Here is a 15,940-nt window from a genome sequence, read left to right as displayed (position 1 = left end):
GGGACCTGTATTGTTCACTCCGTTCCCGGGCGATTAGCTCAGTGGGAGAGCGCTTCGTTCACACCGAAGAGGTCACTGGTTCGAACCCAGTATCGCCCACCGGGAAAGAGCCGGTCCGCATCGAGCGGACCGGCTCTTCCGTGTTGCCGCGGGGCCGGATACGCTTCCGATCTTCACGGGGCAGGGGAGGCGCCCGTGGCGGGAGGGGACCTTCACTTGAGCACTGAGCAGGCCGGCAGACCGTGGGCGGCCGAGAACCTCACCCGGGCGCGGAGGGTCGTCGCCCCGTTCAAGATCTTCTTTCTCGTGCTGCTGCTCGGCGGGCTCGTCGCGCTGTTCCGGGTGACCGGCAACGTGGAGCGCGTCACCGCGATGTGGGTGGGCGCCGAGATCGCCGCCGACGGCAGCATCCGCGTCACCGAGGTCGTCGACTACGACTTCGGATACCCCGACACCACCCGGCACGGCATCTACCGGGACCTGCCGGACCTGCCCTACGACGAGGACACGGCCGGGATCGTCGTCACCATGGACGGCGCCCGGGTCCCGTGGGAACTCACCATCGGGGACGACTACCAGAAGCCGGACGGCAGGATCGAGGCCGCCCCCAGGATCAAGGTGGGCGACCCCGACCGCTCCGTCACCGGCGTGCACCGGTACCGCATCCAGTACACGCTCACGGAGGTCGTCAGGAACGGCGAGCTCGCCTGGGACGCGGTCGGTACGGGATGGCGGGTCGACCGCCACGACGTGGAGATCCACGTCGTGGCCCCGTACGACCTCACCGGCACCCGCTGTGTGCGGGGCACCGACGGTTCCGAGGACCCCTGCACGGTCCACAGGACCGGGCCCGGCCGGCTCGCCGCCGACCTCGGCACGCTCGAGGGACACGAGGGCGTCACCCTCTCCACCTCCCGCGGGCAGAAGCTGACCGGCGCGAAACCCGCACTGCCCGAGCCGCCCTCCGGGAAGGCCGCCGGAGAAACCCTGGAACACCCGCTGTGGGTCGCCCTGCTGGCCTTCGGCTCCACGCTGGCCTGCGCCGCCGTGACCATCTGGCTGCTGCGCCTCCTCGGCCGCGACCGGATCGTGGAAGAAGGGCCCGACGGGACGCCCGGCCGGACGCGGCGCGTCAGCCTCGACCGGCTCGCCGCCTCGCTCCCGCCGTCCCCCGTGCCCCCCGAGGGACTGACCCCGGCCCAAGGCGGGATCCTGCTCGCCGAACAGGTCGCGTCCGAACACCAGGCGGCCTGGCTGCTCGGCGCGGCCGTCGACGGGCACATCACGTTCGAGGGCGACGACCGCTACCCCACCCTCAAGCGCCGCGAGGCGGGCGACGCCCCGGCGGACCCGGTCGCCGAAGTCGTCCTCGACACCATGTTCGCCGGGCGGGACACGGTCACCCTCGGCCTGGCCGACGCGCGCTTCAGATCCGCCTGGGAGACGCTCGCCGACCGGCTGACGCGGTGGCAGACCGACAGCGGCCTGTGGGACGCGGCCGCCGCGCGCCGTGCCCGCGTCGGACGGCACATCGGTACCGCCGCCACCCTGACCGGCTTCGCCACGGCGGCGCTCGGGGCCTGGCTGGGCGGCGGCCGGAACCCCGCCGGTACGCCCGTGCTCGCCGCGGGCCTGATCGCCGTCGGCGTCGGCTTCGCGCTGCGGCTGCGTGCCTGGGAGTTGCAGACCCGCACCCCGCGCGGCGCCGCCCTCTGGCTCCGGACGGAGGCGTTCCGGCGCCACCTCCTCGACCCGTCCCCGCACCGGGACGGCGAACCCCTCGACGAGGAACGGGTGGAGCTGTACACGGCCTGGTCCGTGTCCCTCCAGGCGGAGCACCCCTGGCAGCAGGCACTCGCCGACTCGACGGTCGTCCCCCGGCAGGGCGCGACCGTCACGTCCCGGATCGGCCCCGCCCTCGCCATCGGCCTGGTCGCCGCCGCCGTGAGCTCCAGCACGGCCCCGTCCTCCGGAGGAGGCGGTGGCGGCGGTGGCGGTGGCGAGGGCGGGGGTGTAGGCGGCGGCGACGGCGGCGGTGGCGGCGGGTCGTGGTGACCGACCCGCCGGTGACCTGCCCGTATCCGTAGCCGTAGCCGCACACCGCAGCGGCAGGGGACGGCGTAGGGGCTCCTACGCCGCCGCCGGCAGCACCGGGCGCAGCGGCCACGACGTGTCGACCGTCTCCGGTGAGCCGCTGCGCGCGAACCACGCCTGGAGGCCACGTGCCTGCGCCGCGTGCCAGGACGTCTGCAACGCGTGCAGTTCGCCGGGCGACAGGCGCTCCAGCCGGGCCGCGAAGCGCCGGCCCAGCGCCCGTACCACCTCCAGCGCGGCCACCGCGTCCGCCGCGGCGTCGTGCGCGTCGGCCAGCGCCACGCCGTAGTGCTCACACAGGTCGGTGAGCGTGCGGCGGCCCTTGCGGTAGCGGTCCAGGTGCTTGTCCAGCACCCTCGGGTCCAGCACCCGGAGCGGTGCCGGCTCCAGCCAGTGCCCCAGCGACGAGGCGCGGTGCCGGCGCAGCTCGCGGTCGAGCAGCGTCAGGTCGAACGGCGCGTTCATCACCACCAACGGCCGCCCTGCCGACGCCTGTTCGGCGAGCAGTTCGGCTATCTCGTACATCACCGGCGACGGCCAGCGGCCGTTGCGGTGCAGATGGTCCTCCGTCAGCCCGTGCACCGCCGTCGCCTCGGCGGGCACCGGCACGCCCGGGTTCACCAGCCAGCGGGTCACCCGCGGCCGGAGGGCCGGCCCGTCCTGGACGACGAGCGCGGCCGACACGATCCGGTCGGTCTCGACGTCCACCCCTGTCGTCTCCGTGTCGAACGCCGCCAAAGGGCCCTCGTACCAGTTCGTCATACCTGCACAACCCCTCGTTCAGCCACGGCAGCTGACGTCCCGTCTTCTGCCTGTTCGGTGATACCCGGGCTGTTTGCGCCGTACGCCGGGAGGACACAACAGGAGTACGGGTCCCCGCAGTTCAGGGGCTCGACGCGGAACCCACCCGACCCCCGGCACGGGATCGGGTCTGCCTGGAAGGCTGTTGGCCATGGTGATAGCGCAGCCCGAGCGGGGCGGGCTGCTGCCCGAACGGACGGAACCCCAGCGCGGCACACTCGCCACCACCGCCTGCATGGAGACCTTGCAGGTGGGCTACCTCCACGCGGTCGCGGCGGCGGCCGGCTGCTCGTTGTCCCAGCCCTTTCCGGACAACGGCATCGACTGGCACGTCAGCCACAGCGCGCCCGGCCACACCGTCGACGACGAGGTGACCATCAAGGTGCAGCTGAAGGCGACGTACCAGATCCCGCCGAACCCGCCCGGCCGGTCCTTCTCCTTCACGCTCGACAACGACCACCTGAGGAAGCTCGCCCGCACCCCGGTGTCGGTGCACAAGATCCTCGTCGTGATGATCGTCCCCCGGTCCCGGGACCAGTGGCTGCGGGCCGGCCACGACCGGCTCGACCTCAGGCACTGCTGCTACTGGGTCAACCTCGCCGGCCACCCGGTCACCGGCCGGACCCGGACCACCGTGCGGATCCCCACCTCACGCGTCTTCGACGACCGGGCCCTGTGCGAGATCATGACGCGGGTCGGGACGGGAGGCAGACCATGACGCACCGCCCGTACGACGAACCCCTGCGGCCGGTACGGCCCCATCCCGCCGAGCCCGCCTGGCACCGTCCCCCCGAGCCCGCCGACGTCGACCCGGCCGTCCTCGGCGCCCTGCTCCACCGGCACGGCTGGCAGCGCCGCGGCGGCGCCGCCGGACGCTACGGCCGCTGGACCCCGCCCGGACCGGGCGGCGCCGCCACCAGCCTGCTGGTGCCCGAGAGCCGTGCCTTCCCCGACAGCGACGACCTGCTCGGCGAGGCGCTCCAGGCGCTGGCGCGCAGCCAGGCGCCCGCCGCGCGGGAGGTGCTGGTCGCCCTCGCCGTCCCCAGCGACGAGGTCCACTGGTGGCGCGACGTCCCGGCCGGGCCCGCGGCGGCCGTCGGCGCCGCCTCCTGGGCCGTCGAGGAGCAGCTGCGCGGCGCCGCCCGGCAGCTGCTCCTCGCCGCGGCGCTCGCCACCCGCGCACGGGCCGGCTACCACGGCGCCCGGCACCGGCGCACGGCCGCCGCGGTGCTGGAGACCGTCCTCGTCGGCTCCGCGGCCGACGGCCGCCGGCTGACCGCGTTCACGCCGGTGGCCGGGGCCCGCCCCCTCGCCGTACGCCTCCACCAGGCGCTGTACGCCGTCCGCGAGGCCATCGACTACCAGCGCGCCACCGGCGGCATGGACGCCTTCGACGGGGCCGTCGAGGCGGGCGCCAGCCGGGAGCTCACCGAGGCGCTGATCGCCCTCGTCCGGGGCACCGAGGGCGCCCGGATCGCCGTCGCCTGGGCGCCCGCCGCGGGAGTGCCCGAGGGCTGCGCCGCCACCGCCGAGCCCGTGGAGTTCTCGCCCGGGGACCTGACCGCCCTGCGCGCGGCCGGCGCCCGCTACCTGCGCGAGGAGCCATCGGTGCCCGTGCGCATCACCGGAGCGGTGGTCCGGCTGCGCCGGTCGGGGCCGCGCGGCGAGGGCAGCGTACGGCTGCGGGTGCTCGCCGGGGCCGAGGTGCCGCACGTCCGGCTCACCCTCGACGAGGACGACTACCGCATCGCGGGCCAGGCCCACCTGGTCGGACTGCCGGTGCGGGTGCAGGGGCGGCTGGAGAGCCGGGGCGGGTTCCGCAGGCTGACGGCCGCGCGCGGAGTGGTCCCCGTGCAGGTGGACGAGTCCGAGCGGGACCGGCTGATGAAGTCGCTGCACGAGAATCTTGACTGCTTCGAGGAGGCCTGCGGAGGGGACTGATTTCGCGGTCGGCGGGTGCGGGTCGGTACGATCCCCTATTGCGCGCGCTCCCGGTATGGCGCCGCACCCCACCTGCAGTCAGGAGAGACCGGTGTCAGACGTCCGTGTGATCATCCAACGCGATTCCGAGCGGGAAGAGCGCGTGGTGACGACGGGCACTACGGCCGCCGACCTCTTCGCCGGCGAGCGCTCGATCGTCGCCGCGCGGGTGGGCGGTGAGCTCAAGGACCTCGCCCACGAGCTCCGGGACGGCGAGACCGTGGAGGGTGTCGAGATCTCCTCCGAGGACGGCCTCAACATCCTGCGCCACTCCACCGCGCACGTCATGGCCCAGGCCGTGCAGGAGCTCTTCCCCGAGGCCAAGCTGGGTATCGGCCCGCCCGTCAAGGACGGCTTCTACTACGACTTCGACGTCGAGAAGCCGTTCCACCCCGATGACCTCAAGGCCATCGAGAAGAAGATGCAGGAGATCCAGAAGCGCGGGCAGAGGTTCGCCCGCCGGGTCGTGACGGACGAGGAGGCCCGCGAGGAGCTGGCCGGTGAGCCGTACAAGCTGGAGCTGATCGGCCTCAAGGGCTCCGCGTCCTCCGACGACGGCGCGGACGTCGAGGTCGGCGCCGGCGAGCTGACGATCTACGACAACCTGGACGCCAAGACCGGCGAGCTGTGCTGGAAGGACCTCTGCCGCGGTCCCCACCTGCCCTCCACCCGGCTCATCCCGGCGTTCAAGCTGATGCGCAACGCGGCCGCCTACTGGCGCGGCAGCGAGAAGAACCCGATGCTCCAGCGCATCTACGGCACCGCCTGGCCGTCCAAGGACGAGCTGAAGGCGTACCTGGACTTCCTCGCCGAGGCCGAGAAGCGCGACCACCGCAAGCTGGGCAGCGAGCTCGACCTGTTCTCCATCCCGGAGCAGATCGGCTCCGGTCTCGCGGTCTTCCACCCCAAGGGCGGCATCGTCCGGCGGGTCATGGAGGACTACTCGCGGCGCCGCCACGAGGAGGAGGGCTACGAGTTCGTCTACACCCCGCACGCGACGAAGGGGAAGCTCTTCGAGACCTCGGGCCACCTGGACTGGTACGCCGACGGCATGTACCCGCCCATGCAGCTCGACGAGGGCGTGGACTACTACCTCAAGCCCATGAACTGCCCGATGCACAACCTGATCTTCGACGCGCGCGGCCGCTCCTACCGTGAACTCCCGCTGCGCCTCTTCGAGTTCGGGACCGTGTACCGGTACGAGAAGTCGGGCGTCGTGCACGGCCTGACCCGGGCCCGCGGCTTCACCCAGGACGACGCGCACATCTACTGCACCCGCGAGCAGATGTCGGAGGAGCTCGACAAGACGCTCACCTTCGTCCTCGGCCTGCTGCGCGACTACGGTCTGACCGACTTCTACCTGGAGCTGTCGACCAAGGACCCGGAGAAGTTCGTCGGCTCCGACGAGGTCTGGGAGGAGGCGACCGAGACCCTGCGCCAGGTCGCCGAGAAGCAGGGCCTGCCGCTCGTGCCCGACCCGGGCGGCGCCGCCTTCTACGGCCCGAAGATCTCCGTCCAGACCAAGGACGCCATCGGCCGCACCTGGCAGATGTCGACCATCCAGCTCGACTTCAACCTGCCGGAGCGCTTCGACCTGGAGTACACCGGCCCCGACGGCTCGAAGCAGCGCCCGGTGATGATCCACCGTGCCCTCTTCGGCTCGATCGAGCGGTTCTTCGCGGTGCTCCTGGAGCACTACGCGGGCGCCTTCCCGGCGTGGCTGGCGCCGGTCCAGGCGATCGGCATCCCGATCGGCGACGGGCACGTGGAGTACCTGGAGAAGTTCGCCGCCGCCGCGAAGAAGCAGGGGCTGCGCGTCGAGGTCGACTCCTCCTCCGACCGGATGCAGAAGAAGATCCGCAACGCCCAGAAGCAGAAGGTGCCCTTCATGGTCATCGCGGGCGACGAGGACATGTCGAACGGTTCGGTGTCCTTCCGCTACCGCGACGGCTCGCAGGAGAACGGCATCCCGTTCGACGAGGCCATCGCCAAGATCGCGAAGGTCGTCGAGGAGCGGGCCCAGGTCTGATCCCCCGGTGCGCGGGCCCTCGGAGAGCTCAGTCCTCCGAGGGCCCGCCGCCGTTCCGGCGGTCGCTCTCCAGCGAGAACACCTGGAGCAGCCACGACGAGAACGAGCCCGTCACCGCGCCCAGCAGCGCCAGCCCGCACATCATCAGGCCGACGGCGATCACCCGGCCCCGGGCCGTGACCGGGACGACATCGCCGTAGCCGACCGTGGTCAGCGTTGCGCACGCCCACCACAGCGCGTCCCCGAAGGTGTGCATCTGGGTGCCAGGCGCCCCCCGTTCCTCGTCGTAGACGGCGAGCGAGCACGCGAAGCCGAGCAGGACGGTCGTCACCCCGGCGTAGGCGATCACGCGCGCGTAGAGCGACAGCCGGGGTTCACCGTGCCGGCGCTGGACGGCCTCGTACACCTTGACCACCCGCAGCGGGCGCAGCAGGGGCAGCAGGACGACCACGGTGTCCAGCTTGTGCGCGGGGACGAACCGCAGCCCCTGCCCGCTCAGCCGCCAGCGCACCCCGTAGTCGACCACGAACATCAGCCAGGCGAGGTACATCACCGCCGCGCACAGGTCCCGCCATGCGCCCGGCAGGCCCTGGGCGAGGACCTGGATCGCGTACATGATGAGGAACACCAGTGAGGCGACGGCCAGAGGCAGCTCGGTGCGCCGCTCCCAGCGGGCCTGACGGCCGACTTCGTCCATCGGCCCAGCTTGGCCCGCGCAGGTCGCGCCGCAACCCCGGCGACACGTCGCGAACGGGCGAAGCCATATGCTGCCTTGCATGACGAGTGAGCCGGAGCAGCAGATCGGAGTGGGGACGCAGGACGCGTTCCAGCGCCTGTGGACGCCCCACCGGATGGCCTACATCCAGGGCGAGAACAAGCCGACCGGCCCGGGGGCCGACGACGGCTGCCCCTTCTGCTCGATCCCGGCGAAATCCGACGAGGACGGGCTGATCGTCCGGCGCGGTGAGCACGTGTACGCGGTGCTGAACCTGTACCCGTACAACGGCGGCCACCTCATGACCGTCCCCTACCGGCACGTCGCCGACTACACCGACCTGACGGGGCCGGAGACCGCCGAGCTAGGTGAGCTGACCAAGCAGGCGATGACCGCGCTGCGCACCGCGTCCGGCGCGCAGGGCTTCAACATCGGCATGAACCAGGGCTCGGTGGCGGGCGCCGGCATCGCGGCGCACCTGCACCAGCACATCGTGCCCCGCTGGGGCGGCGACACGAACTTCATGCCGGTCGTGGGGCACACCCGGGTGCTGCCGCAGCTGCTGGCGGACACCCGGAAGATGCTGGCGGAGGCGTGGCCGCCGGCTTCCTAGGTGTCGTCCCGGAAGGCTCGGGACGGGTGAGTCAGGACTCGGCCACGGGATCCTGAACAGGTGAGGGCCTTCCGGTTCGCTGTGGATCGCGATGTCCACCGGAACCGAAAGGCCCTCGGGGCCCACCGTCCGCACCCCTGGCCGAGACCGGCCGTCCGCGTCCGGTCCGGTCCGACCGCGGGAGGCTACGCGTCGTAGGTGTCGGCCTTCTTCGGGGACGCCTCCTGCACCGCCCCGCTGAGCGCCGACGCGCGCGAGCTGAACTTGTCGGTGTCCACGTCGTGCTCCTTGAGCACCCTGAGCGCGGCCCGGTGCACCGCGCGCAGCACCGGCGTGGCGGTGCGCAGCGCGTCGTCCGCCATGAAGCGGTGGCTCCAGGGCTGGTCGGCCCAGGCGTGGCGCAGACCGAAGGGCTCGGGCAGGCCGATCGAGCCGCCGAGCCACTTCAACAGCGGCGGGTACCAGCTGATCGTGGCGCGGGCGGCCAGCCGCACCACCTCGTCGGGCGTGACGAGCGGAAGCTTGACCGTCCGGGTCTCCCAGAAGCGGACGGTCTTGGCCACCTGCTTGCTGGGCGCCGAGGGCTTGGTGCTGAACAGCCCGTTGACCGGGCCCAGGGCGTGTCCGGTGACCTCGATCCGCAGGGTCTCCTTCAGCACGGTCACCGTGATCATCATGGTGAGGATCAGATTGCCGTTCCACAGGTGGGGCCACTGGACGCCCAGGTAGTGCCGGTCGCCGCTGTCGAACTGCTGGTTGTTGCAGATGTCCTCGACGGCCCTCGGCTTGACCTGGTAGGCCTCGACGTCGGTGCCCTCGGGCCTGGACACCGCCGTGGCGCCCGCGCCCACGTGGGTGACGACCCAGTGCCGAACCGACGGAGCGGGGAACCCCCCGGTCTTCAGGTTCTGCCGGTTCAGCAGGCTCAGTTCGTCGTGGATGGCCCTCACGACCGTCCAGCTGCGGAACTCGTGGACGCCCTTGACCGGGTCGATCGGGACCAGCTCCTCGGCGAGGTGCCAGGCGCCCCAGCGGGTGCCCATGCCGAGGATGCCCTTGTGGCCCGCGTAGAAGACCGAGTTGGACTGCTGCTCGGCGCTGAGCCGGGCCAGGGACTGGCGCAGCTGCTCGGCAGCGGCCTGGTCGGGACTGGTGGGCACCGCCTCGGGGACCTTCGCGCCGACGCTGCCGCCGGACAGCAGCCCGCCCCAGTTCTCGCGCAGATCCTTCGCGGTGCTCTCGCAGAGCCGCTTGGCCAGGAACCAGCCGGCCACGGGGGCCACGATGCACCCACGCGCGTACCACCCCGCGATGCCGGTGAACGGCATCCGCAGCAGGAAGATCACGGCGAGGGCGCCGACGGCGATCAGCAGGCCGGTGGCGAGCCCGGAGACCCGCTTGTTGTCCGCCTTGCCCATGGTGGCCCGCAGCTGGAAGACGAGCAGCCAGACCAGCAGACCCGGCAGGAAGAGCACCCCGCACAGCAGCATGAGCCCGGTCAGCTTCTGGTCGCGCTGCCGACGGATGCGGCTGGCCGCCAGGCAGTGCTCGACGACCACCTGCGGTTCGCTGCCGAAGGACTGGATGAGCGGATCGCGGCCGACGCCCAGCATGCGGTCGATCACGGCCTGGGAGTAGGCCTCACCGAAGTTGGGCCGGAAGATCTTCGCCCACGGGCGGCCCTCCTTGACCGTGGTCTGGTGCCACTCGTTGTCGGCCTTCTTGATCTCCTCCATCGGTGTGTCCCGATAGGCTGCCGAAGCCAGGGCGTATGTCGGGGCACCCCCTGAGCCGCCCGTCCTCGGCACCTGTGGCCCGAAGAAGTCCTCAACGGTCATTCCCGCCCCCACTCGCCGCCACTCTCGCTCCTGCGGCCTTCCCGACTTCCGTACTCCGCACACCTGTTGATCAGGTCATCAGCGTATCTCCAGCCGACGGCATCCGTCGGCGGACGGCCGAAGCCGCCCGCCGAATCGGAGGAACCGGAGGAACCGGAGGAACCGGAGGAATCGCGGGAAAGCGTTCCGTACGGGTCACTTGAGGCCACTCGGGGACGGCCTCTTCCCAACTCCTAACCCTCCTCCGCCTGTTGGCGCACCCGCTCGGCCACCTGGACCGGCATCGGCTCGTGCCGGGCGTAGGAGCGGTCGAAGCGGGCCGTGCCGTGCGAGAGCGAGCGCAGGTCGACCGCGTACCGGCCGATCTCGATCTCGGGCACCTCGGCGCGCACCAGCGTGCGCCCGCCACTCGTCTGCTCGGTGCCCAGCACCCGCCCGCGCCGGCCGGACAGGTCGCTCATCACGGCGCCCACGTACTCGTCGCCGACCAGGACGGACACCTCGGCCACCGGCTCCAGCAGATGGATCCGGGCGTCGGCCGCGGCCTCCCGCAGCGCGAGCGCGCCGGCCGTCTGGAACGCGGCGTCCGAGGAGTCCACCGAGTGCGCCTTGCCGTCGAGGAGCGTGATCCGCACGTCGACCAGGGGATGCCCGGCCGCCACCCCCTTGGCCGCCTGGGCCCGGACGCCCTTCTCGACGGAGGGGATGAACTGGCGCGGCACCGCGCCGCCGACGACCTTGTCCACGAACTCGATGCCCGAGCCGCCCGGCAGCGGCTCGACCTCGATCTCGCAGATGGCGTACTGACCGTGCCCGCCGGACTGCTTGACGTGCCGGCCGCGGCCGGCGGACCTCTCCGCGAACGTCTCCCGCAGGGGGACCTGGTGCGTCACGACGTCGACCTGGACGCCGTAGCGGCTGCGCAGCCGTTCCAGGGCGACGTCCGCGTGGGCCTCGCCCAGGCACCACAGCACCACCTGGTGGGTGTCCTGGTTCTGCTCCAGGCGCATCGTCGGGTCCTCGGCGACCAGCCGTGCCAGCCCCTGCGAGAGCTTGTCCTCGTCCGCCTTGCTGTGGGCCCGGATGGCCAGCGGCAGCAGCGGGTCGGGCATCCGCCAGGGCTCCATCAGGAGCGGGTCGTCCTTGGCGGAGAGGGTGTCGCCGGTCTCCGCGCGGCTCAGCTTGGCCACGCACGCGAGGTCGCCCGCGACGCAGTGGGTCAGGGCGCGCTGCTGTTTGCCGAAGGGCGCGGACAGGGCGCCGACGCGTTCGTCGACGTCGTGGTCCTCGTGGCCGCGGTCGGTCAGCCCGTGGCCGGAGACGTGGACGGTGTCGTCGGGGCGCAGGGTGCCGGAGAAGACGCGGACGAGCGAGACACGGCCGACGTAGGGGTCGGACGACGTCTTCACGACCTCCGCGACCAGCGGCCCGCCCGGATCGCACGGCGTCAGCTCGCGCGGCTTGCCGTCGACGGTCGTGACGCCCGGCGCCTCGCGCTCCAGGGGGGTCGGGAAGCCGCGGGTGACCAGGTCCAGCAGCTCGACCGTGCCGAGGCCCTGGCGGGCGCCCTCGGCCGCGGGGGCGGCGGCCAGCACGGGGAAGAACGTCCCGCGCGCGACGGCCCGCTCCAGGTCCTCGATCAGCGCCCCGACGCCGATCTGCTCGCCGCCCAGATAGCGGTCCATGAGCGTCTCGTCCTCGCTCTCGGCGATGATCCCCTCGATCAGCCGGTTGCGGGCCTCCTCGATCAGCGGCAGCTGGTCCTCACCGGGCTCGGACTCCTTGCGCTCCCCGGTGGAGTAGTCGAACAGCTTCTGCGACAGCAGGCCGATCAGCCCCGTCACGGGCGCGTGCCCGTCCGGTGCCTGCGGGCCGTGCAGCGGCAGGTACAGCGGCAGCACGGCGTCGGGATCGTCGCCGCCGAAGGCCTCCGCGCAGATCCGGGTCATCTCCTCGAAGTCCGCGCGCGCTGCCTCCAGGTGCGTCACGACGATGGCGCGCGGCATGCCGACGGCGGCGCACTCGTCCCACACCATCCGGGTCGAGCCGTCCACACCGTCCGAGGCGGAGACGACGAAGAGGGCCGCGTCCGCGGCGCGCAGACCGGCCCTGAGCTCGCCGACGAAGTCGGCGTATCCGGGGGTGTCGATGACGTTGATCTTGATGCCGTCCCAGCCGACCGGCACCAGGGAGAGCTGCACCGAGCGCTGCTGGCGGTGCTCGATCTCGTCGTAGTCGGACACGGTGCCGCCGTCCTCCACGCGGCCCGCCCGGTTCACCGCTCCCGCCGTCAGCGCGAGAGCCTCCACCAGGGTCGTCTTGCCCGATCCGCTGTGGCCGACCAACACCACATTCCGTACGGACGCGGGGTGGTCGGCCGCCGTAGCCCTGCCGGCGGCTCCGGGGTGGGTGTGTGTCTTGTCGCCCATTTCTTGCCTCCCGTGCACGGTGAGGTCATCGGGGGCGCGGACACGGCGGCGCCGCGTGCGGTGGCGGCTCCGGCGACGCCCGCGGTCCTTCGAGCTTTCCACTCCCGTCACGGCTCGTCCATACGAGGGACGCGCCGGCGCCACGCACCCGTGGCGGGCGCGCGCGACCGGGCCGCCCGCCGGCCCGTGACACGGGGGGGCCGGGTGCCCGACGGCCGCCCCCGCGCGCCCGTGGCTACGATGGGCCAGCCGGTGGCCACCAGGGGCCGCGGCCACACCGACCGTCGGGAAGGCCATGCTGAACAAGTACGCGCGTGCATTCTTCACGCGTGTCCTCACGCCGTTCGCCGCGTTTCTCATCCGCCGGGGCGTGAGCCCCGACACGGTCACGCTGATCGGCACCGCCGGCGTGGTCGCGGGCGCGCTGGTCTTCTACCCCCGGGGCGAGTTCTTCTGGGGCACGGTGGTGATCACCCTCTTCGTCTTCTCCGACCTCGTCGACGGCAACATGGCCCGCCAGCTCGGCCGCTCCAGCCGCTGGGGCGCCTTCCTGGACTCCACGCTCGACCGGGTGGCCGATGGCGCGATCTTCGGCGGGTTCGCGCTCTGGTACGCGGGCGGCGGCGACGACGATGTCCTGTGCGCCGTCTCGATCTTCTGCCTGGCCAGCGGCCAGGTCGTGTCGTACACCAAGGCGCGCGGCGAGTCGATCGGGCTGCCGGTCGCCGTCAACGGGCTCGTGGAGCGGGCCGAGCGGCTGGTGGTCTCGCTGGTCGCGGCCGGTCTGGCGGGTCTGCACGCGTTCGGCGTGCCCGGCATCCAGTACCTGCTGCCGGTCGCCCTGTGGATCGTCGCCGTCGGCAGCCTGGTCACGCTGATCCAGCGGGTCGTCACCGTACGGCGCGAGTCGGCGGAGGCCGAGGCGGCGGCGGAGGCCGGGGCGGCGGACGCCGGGTCCGGGTCCGGGGCCGGGGCCTCCGACCGGCCGGAGACCGAGGGGCACGAGGCGGCCAAGTGAACCCCCGGGACCAGGTCAGCGACGCCCTGTACGGCCTCGGCTGGAGCACCGTCAAGCGGCTCCCCGAGCCCGTGGCGGTCCGCCTCGGCCACACCATCGCCGACCTCGCCTGGAAGCAGCGCGGCAAGGGCGTGCTGCGCCTGGAGAGCAACTACGCGCGCGTGGTGCCCGACGCGAGCCCCGAGCGCCTGGCCGAGCTCTCGCGCGCGGGCATGCGTTCCTACCTGCGGTACTGGATGGAGTCCTTCCGGCTCCCGGCCTTCGGCGCCGAGCGCATCAGGGACGGCTTCGCCGTCAAGGACCTGCACCACCTGACCGACGGGCTCGCCGCCGGCCGGGGCGTCGTCCTCGCGCTGCCCCACCTGGCCAACTGGGACCTCGCCGGTGCCTGGGTCACCACCGAGCTGAAGATCCCGTTCACGACGGTCGCCGAGCGGCTGAAGCCGGAATCCCTCTACGACCGTTTCGTCGCCTACCGCGAGGGCCTCGGCATGGAGGTCCTGCCGCACAGCGGCGGCACCGCCTTCGGCACCCTCGCCCGGCGGCTGCGCGACGGAGGCCTGGTCTGCCTGGTCGCCGACCGGGACCTGTCCGCGTCCGGCGTCGAGGTCGACTTCTTCGGCGACACCGCCCGCATGCCCGCGGGACCGGCCCTGCTCGCCCAGCAGACCGGCGCGCTGCTGCTCCCCGTCACGCTCTGGTACGACGACTCGCCCGTCATGCGGGGCCGCATCCATCCCCCGATCGAGGTGCCCGAGGCAGGCAACCGGGCCGAGAAGACGTCTGTCATGACACAGGCGCTGGCGAACGCCTTCGCCACGGGCATCGCCGACCACCCGGAGGACTGGCACATGCTGCAGCGGCTTTGGCTCGCGGACCTCGACCCGGCGCGTCCCGCTCCTCCCTCTCGTCCTTCCGGAGGGGCCGCGTGAGGATCGGCATCGTCTGCCCGTACTCCTGGGACGTGCCGGGCGGCGTCCAGTTCCACATCCGCGACCTCGCCGAGTACTTCATCCGGCTCGGCCACGAGGTCTCCGTCCTGGCCCCGGCCGACGACGACACCCCGGTGCCGCCGTACGTCGTCCCGGCCGGCCGCGCGGTGCCAGTGCCGTACAACGGCTCGGTGGCCCGCCTGAACTTCGGCTTCCTGAGCGCCGCCCGGGTACGCCGCTGGCTGCACGACGGCGCGTTCGACGTCATCCACATCCACGAGCCGACGTCGCCCTCGCTGGGCCTGCTGGCCTGCTGGGCGGCGCAGGGCCCCATCGTGGCGACCTTCCACACGTCCAACCCGCGCTCGCGCGCGATGATCGCCGCGTACTCCATCCTCCAGGCCGCCCTGGAGAAGATCAGCGCCCGGATCGCGGTGAGCGAGTACGCCCGGCGGACGCTGGTGGAGCACCTCGGCGGGGACGCGGTCGTGATCCCCAACGGCGTCGACGTCGACTTCTTCGCCAAGGCCGAGCCCAGACCCGAGTGGCAGGGGCAGACCATCGGCTTCATGGGCCGCATCGACGAGCCGCGCAAGGGCCTGCCCGTCCTGATGCGGGCGCTGCCGACGATCTTCGCGGAGCGGCCGGAGGCCCGCCTCCTCATCGCCGGGCGCGGCGACGAGGAGGCGGCGGTGGCCGGCCTGCCGGAGGAACTGCGCTCCCGCGTGGAGTTCCTCGGCATGATCAGCGACGAGGACAAGGCCCACTTCCTGCGCAGCGTCGACCTGTACGTCGCCCCCAACACCGGCGGCGAGAGCTTCGGCATCATCCTGGTCGAGGCCCTGTCCGCCGGCGCCCCCGTCCTCGCCTCCGACCTGGACGCCTTCGCCCAGGTGCTGGACCAGGGAGCGGCGGGCGAACTCTTCGCCAACGAGGACGCCGACGCACTCGCCGACGCCGCCGTACGGCTCCTCGGGGACCCCGCCCGCCTGGCGGAGCTGCGGGAACGCGGCAGTGCCCACGTACGGCGCTTCGACTGGTCCACCGTCGGCGCCGACATCCTCTCCGTCTACGAGACGGTGACGGCGGGCGCGGCCGCGGTGGCCGCCGACGAACGCACCCCGGGCGGCGGCAGCGGGAGCGGCGGACTGCGGGCGCGGCTGGGGCTGGCGCGGGACTGAGGGGCGGCTGGGCGGCACGGGGGCGGTGACGCGGCTCGGGCCGGTGGCGCGGTGCCGCTGTGACGGTGGCTGTCCTTGGCGCGGTGCCCCGGCGCGACGACGGTCTGGACGCCCGACGGCCAGGGCGGACGCGGTACGGACAGCGGCAGGACGCGCGCGTGCGTGCGCGTACGCCGATGCCTGCCCAGGCTCCTTGTGCGGCGAACCGGGGCTCACCCCCAGCGGTGACGCCGCCCGGGCGGAAGCCGGGGGCCGGGCGGGTGCCGGGAGCCGGGAGCCGGGAGCCGGGCAGAAGCCCGAGGCTAGCTCG

General features: G+C 72.6%; 12 protein-coding genes and 1 tRNA gene. 9 read left to right on the top strand and 4 right to left on the bottom strand.

The features are described 5' to 3' along the window. Nucleotides 1–27: 27 nt before the first annotated feature. A tRNA-Val gene (locus ACFYWQ_RS26930) sits at nucleotides 28–99 on the top strand. Between the two features lie 117 nt (nucleotides 100–216). Next, entirely contained in the window at nucleotides 217–2,055 is a 1,839-nt protein-coding gene (locus ACFYWQ_RS26925) for a DUF2207 domain-containing protein (RefSeq protein WP_389519672.1), read from the top strand. 75 nt (nucleotides 2,056–2,130) lie between these two features. Here the strand turns inward: ACFYWQ_RS26925 and ACFYWQ_RS26920 are convergent, their stop codons facing one another. Then, nucleotides 2,131–2,856 (bottom strand): 3'-5' exonuclease, encoded by a 726-nt coding sequence (locus tag ACFYWQ_RS26920; RefSeq protein ID WP_389519670.1) that lies wholly within the window; start codon nucleotides 2,854–2,856, stop codon nucleotides 2,131–2,133. Between the two features lie 190 nt (nucleotides 2,857–3,046). On the opposite strand from ACFYWQ_RS26920, the gene ACFYWQ_RS26915 reads away from it, so the two are divergent. The 3 genes from ACFYWQ_RS26915 (at nucleotide 3,047) to thrS (ending at nucleotide 6,904) form a co-directional block, all read left to right on the top strand. Further along, on the top strand, nucleotides 3,047–3,613 hold the full coding sequence (locus ACFYWQ_RS26915) for a DUF4365 domain-containing protein (RefSeq protein WP_385072037.1): 567 nt from the start codon (nucleotides 3,047–3,049) through the stop codon (nucleotides 3,611–3,613). Next, nucleotides 3,610–4,836: a hypothetical protein gene (locus ACFYWQ_RS26910; protein ID WP_389519668.1), complete on the top strand. Its 1,227-nt coding sequence runs from the start codon at nucleotides 3,610–3,612 to the stop codon at nucleotides 4,834–4,836. Before ACFYWQ_RS26915 ends, ACFYWQ_RS26910 begins: the two co-directional genes overlap by 4 nt. Nucleotides 4,837–4,927: 91 nt before the next feature. Next, nucleotides 4,928–6,904: a threonine--tRNA ligase gene (gene thrS, locus ACFYWQ_RS26905; protein WP_389519666.1), complete on the top strand. Its 1,977-nt coding sequence runs from the start codon at nucleotides 4,928–4,930 to the stop codon at nucleotides 6,902–6,904. Between the two features lie 28 nt (nucleotides 6,905–6,932). Here the strand turns inward: thrS and ACFYWQ_RS26900 are convergent, their stop codons facing one another. Further along, nucleotides 6,933–7,601 carry a potassium channel family protein gene (locus tag ACFYWQ_RS26900; protein ID WP_389519664.1) on the bottom strand — a complete coding sequence of 223 codons (669 nt, stop codon included), beginning with the start codon at nucleotides 7,599–7,601 and terminating at the stop codon, nucleotides 6,933–6,935. A gap of 67 nt (nucleotides 7,602–7,668) precedes the next feature. Here ACFYWQ_RS26900 and ACFYWQ_RS26895 point away from each other — a divergent pair, with 67 nt between their 5' ends. Beyond that, nucleotides 7,669–8,232, top strand: coding sequence for an HIT family protein (locus ACFYWQ_RS26895; protein ID WP_389519662.1), 564 nt, complete (start codon nucleotides 7,669–7,671; stop codon nucleotides 8,230–8,232). A 185-nt stretch (nucleotides 8,233–8,417) separates the two neighbouring features. On the opposite strand, the gene ACFYWQ_RS26890 is transcribed toward ACFYWQ_RS26895, so the two are convergent. Continuing rightward, a complete protein-coding gene (locus tag ACFYWQ_RS26890) occupies nucleotides 8,418–10,070 on the bottom strand; it encodes a hypothetical protein (protein WP_389519660.1) in 1,653 nt (550 codons plus the stop codon). Nucleotides 10,071–10,303: 233 nt separating this feature from the next. Beyond that, nucleotides 10,304–12,499, bottom strand: a complete 2,196-nt coding sequence (locus ACFYWQ_RS26885) for an elongation factor G-like protein EF-G2 (protein WP_389519658.1) — start codon at nucleotides 12,497–12,499, stop codon at nucleotides 10,304–10,306. Nucleotides 12,500–12,794: 295 nt separating this feature from the next. On the opposite strand from ACFYWQ_RS26885, the gene pgsA reads away from it, so the two are divergent. Genes pgsA through ACFYWQ_RS26870 form a run of 3 tightly spaced genes read left to right on the top strand, consistent with a single transcriptional unit; the run spans nucleotide 12,795 to nucleotide 15,630 of the window. Further along, nucleotides 12,795–13,517, top strand: coding sequence for a phosphatidylinositol phosphate synthase (gene pgsA, locus ACFYWQ_RS26880; RefSeq protein WP_389519656.1), 723 nt, complete (start codon nucleotides 12,795–12,797; stop codon nucleotides 13,515–13,517). Next, a complete protein-coding gene (locus ACFYWQ_RS26875) occupies nucleotides 13,514–14,449 on the top strand; it encodes a phosphatidylinositol mannoside acyltransferase (RefSeq protein WP_389519654.1) in 936 nt (311 codons plus the stop codon). Before pgsA ends, ACFYWQ_RS26875 begins: the two co-directional genes overlap by 4 nt. Next, nucleotides 14,446–15,630, top strand: a complete 1,185-nt coding sequence (locus tag ACFYWQ_RS26870; RefSeq protein WP_389519652.1) for a glycosyltransferase family 4 protein — start codon at nucleotides 14,446–14,448, stop codon at nucleotides 15,628–15,630. The genes ACFYWQ_RS26875 and ACFYWQ_RS26870 overlap by 4 nt, the downstream gene beginning before the upstream one ends. The last annotated feature ends 310 nt before the right edge of the window (nucleotides 15,631–15,940 follow it).

This window comes from Streptomyces sp. NPDC003247 (genome assembly GCF_042888135.1).
Lineage (GTDB): Bacteria > Actinomycetota > Actinomycetes > Streptomycetales > Streptomycetaceae > Streptomyces.
This window is presented reverse-complemented; position numbering and strand designations above follow the sequence as displayed.

Excerpts from the sequence above, each read along its gene's own strand:
- ACFYWQ_RS26920 (WP_389519670.1), bottom strand. The coding sequence starts at position 2,856 with ATGACGAACTGGTACGAGGGCCCTTTGGCGGCGTTCGACACGGAGACG.
- ACFYWQ_RS26915 (WP_385072037.1), top strand. The coding sequence starts at position 3,047 with ATGGTGATAGCGCAGCCCGAGCGGGGCGGGCTGCTGCCCGAACGGACG.
- ACFYWQ_RS26910 (WP_389519668.1), top strand. The coding sequence starts at position 3,610 with ATGACGCACCGCCCGTACGACGAACCCCTGCGGCCGGTACGGCCCCAT.
- ACFYWQ_RS26900 (WP_389519664.1), bottom strand. The coding sequence starts at position 7,601 with ATGGACGAAGTCGGCCGTCAGGCCCGCTGGGAGCGGCGCACCGAGCTG.
- ACFYWQ_RS26895 (WP_389519662.1), top strand. The coding sequence starts at position 7,669 with ATGCTGCCTTGCATGACGAGTGAGCCGGAGCAGCAGATCGGAGTGGGG.
- ACFYWQ_RS26890 (WP_389519660.1), bottom strand. The coding sequence starts at position 10,070 with ATGACCGTTGAGGACTTCTTCGGGCCACAGGTGCCGAGGACGGGCGGC.
- ACFYWQ_RS26885 (WP_389519658.1), bottom strand. The coding sequence starts at position 12,499 with ATGGGCGACAAGACACACACCCACCCCGGAGCCGCCGGCAGGGCTACG.
- pgsA (WP_389519656.1), top strand. The coding sequence starts at position 12,795 with ATGCTGAACAAGTACGCGCGTGCATTCTTCACGCGTGTCCTCACGCCG.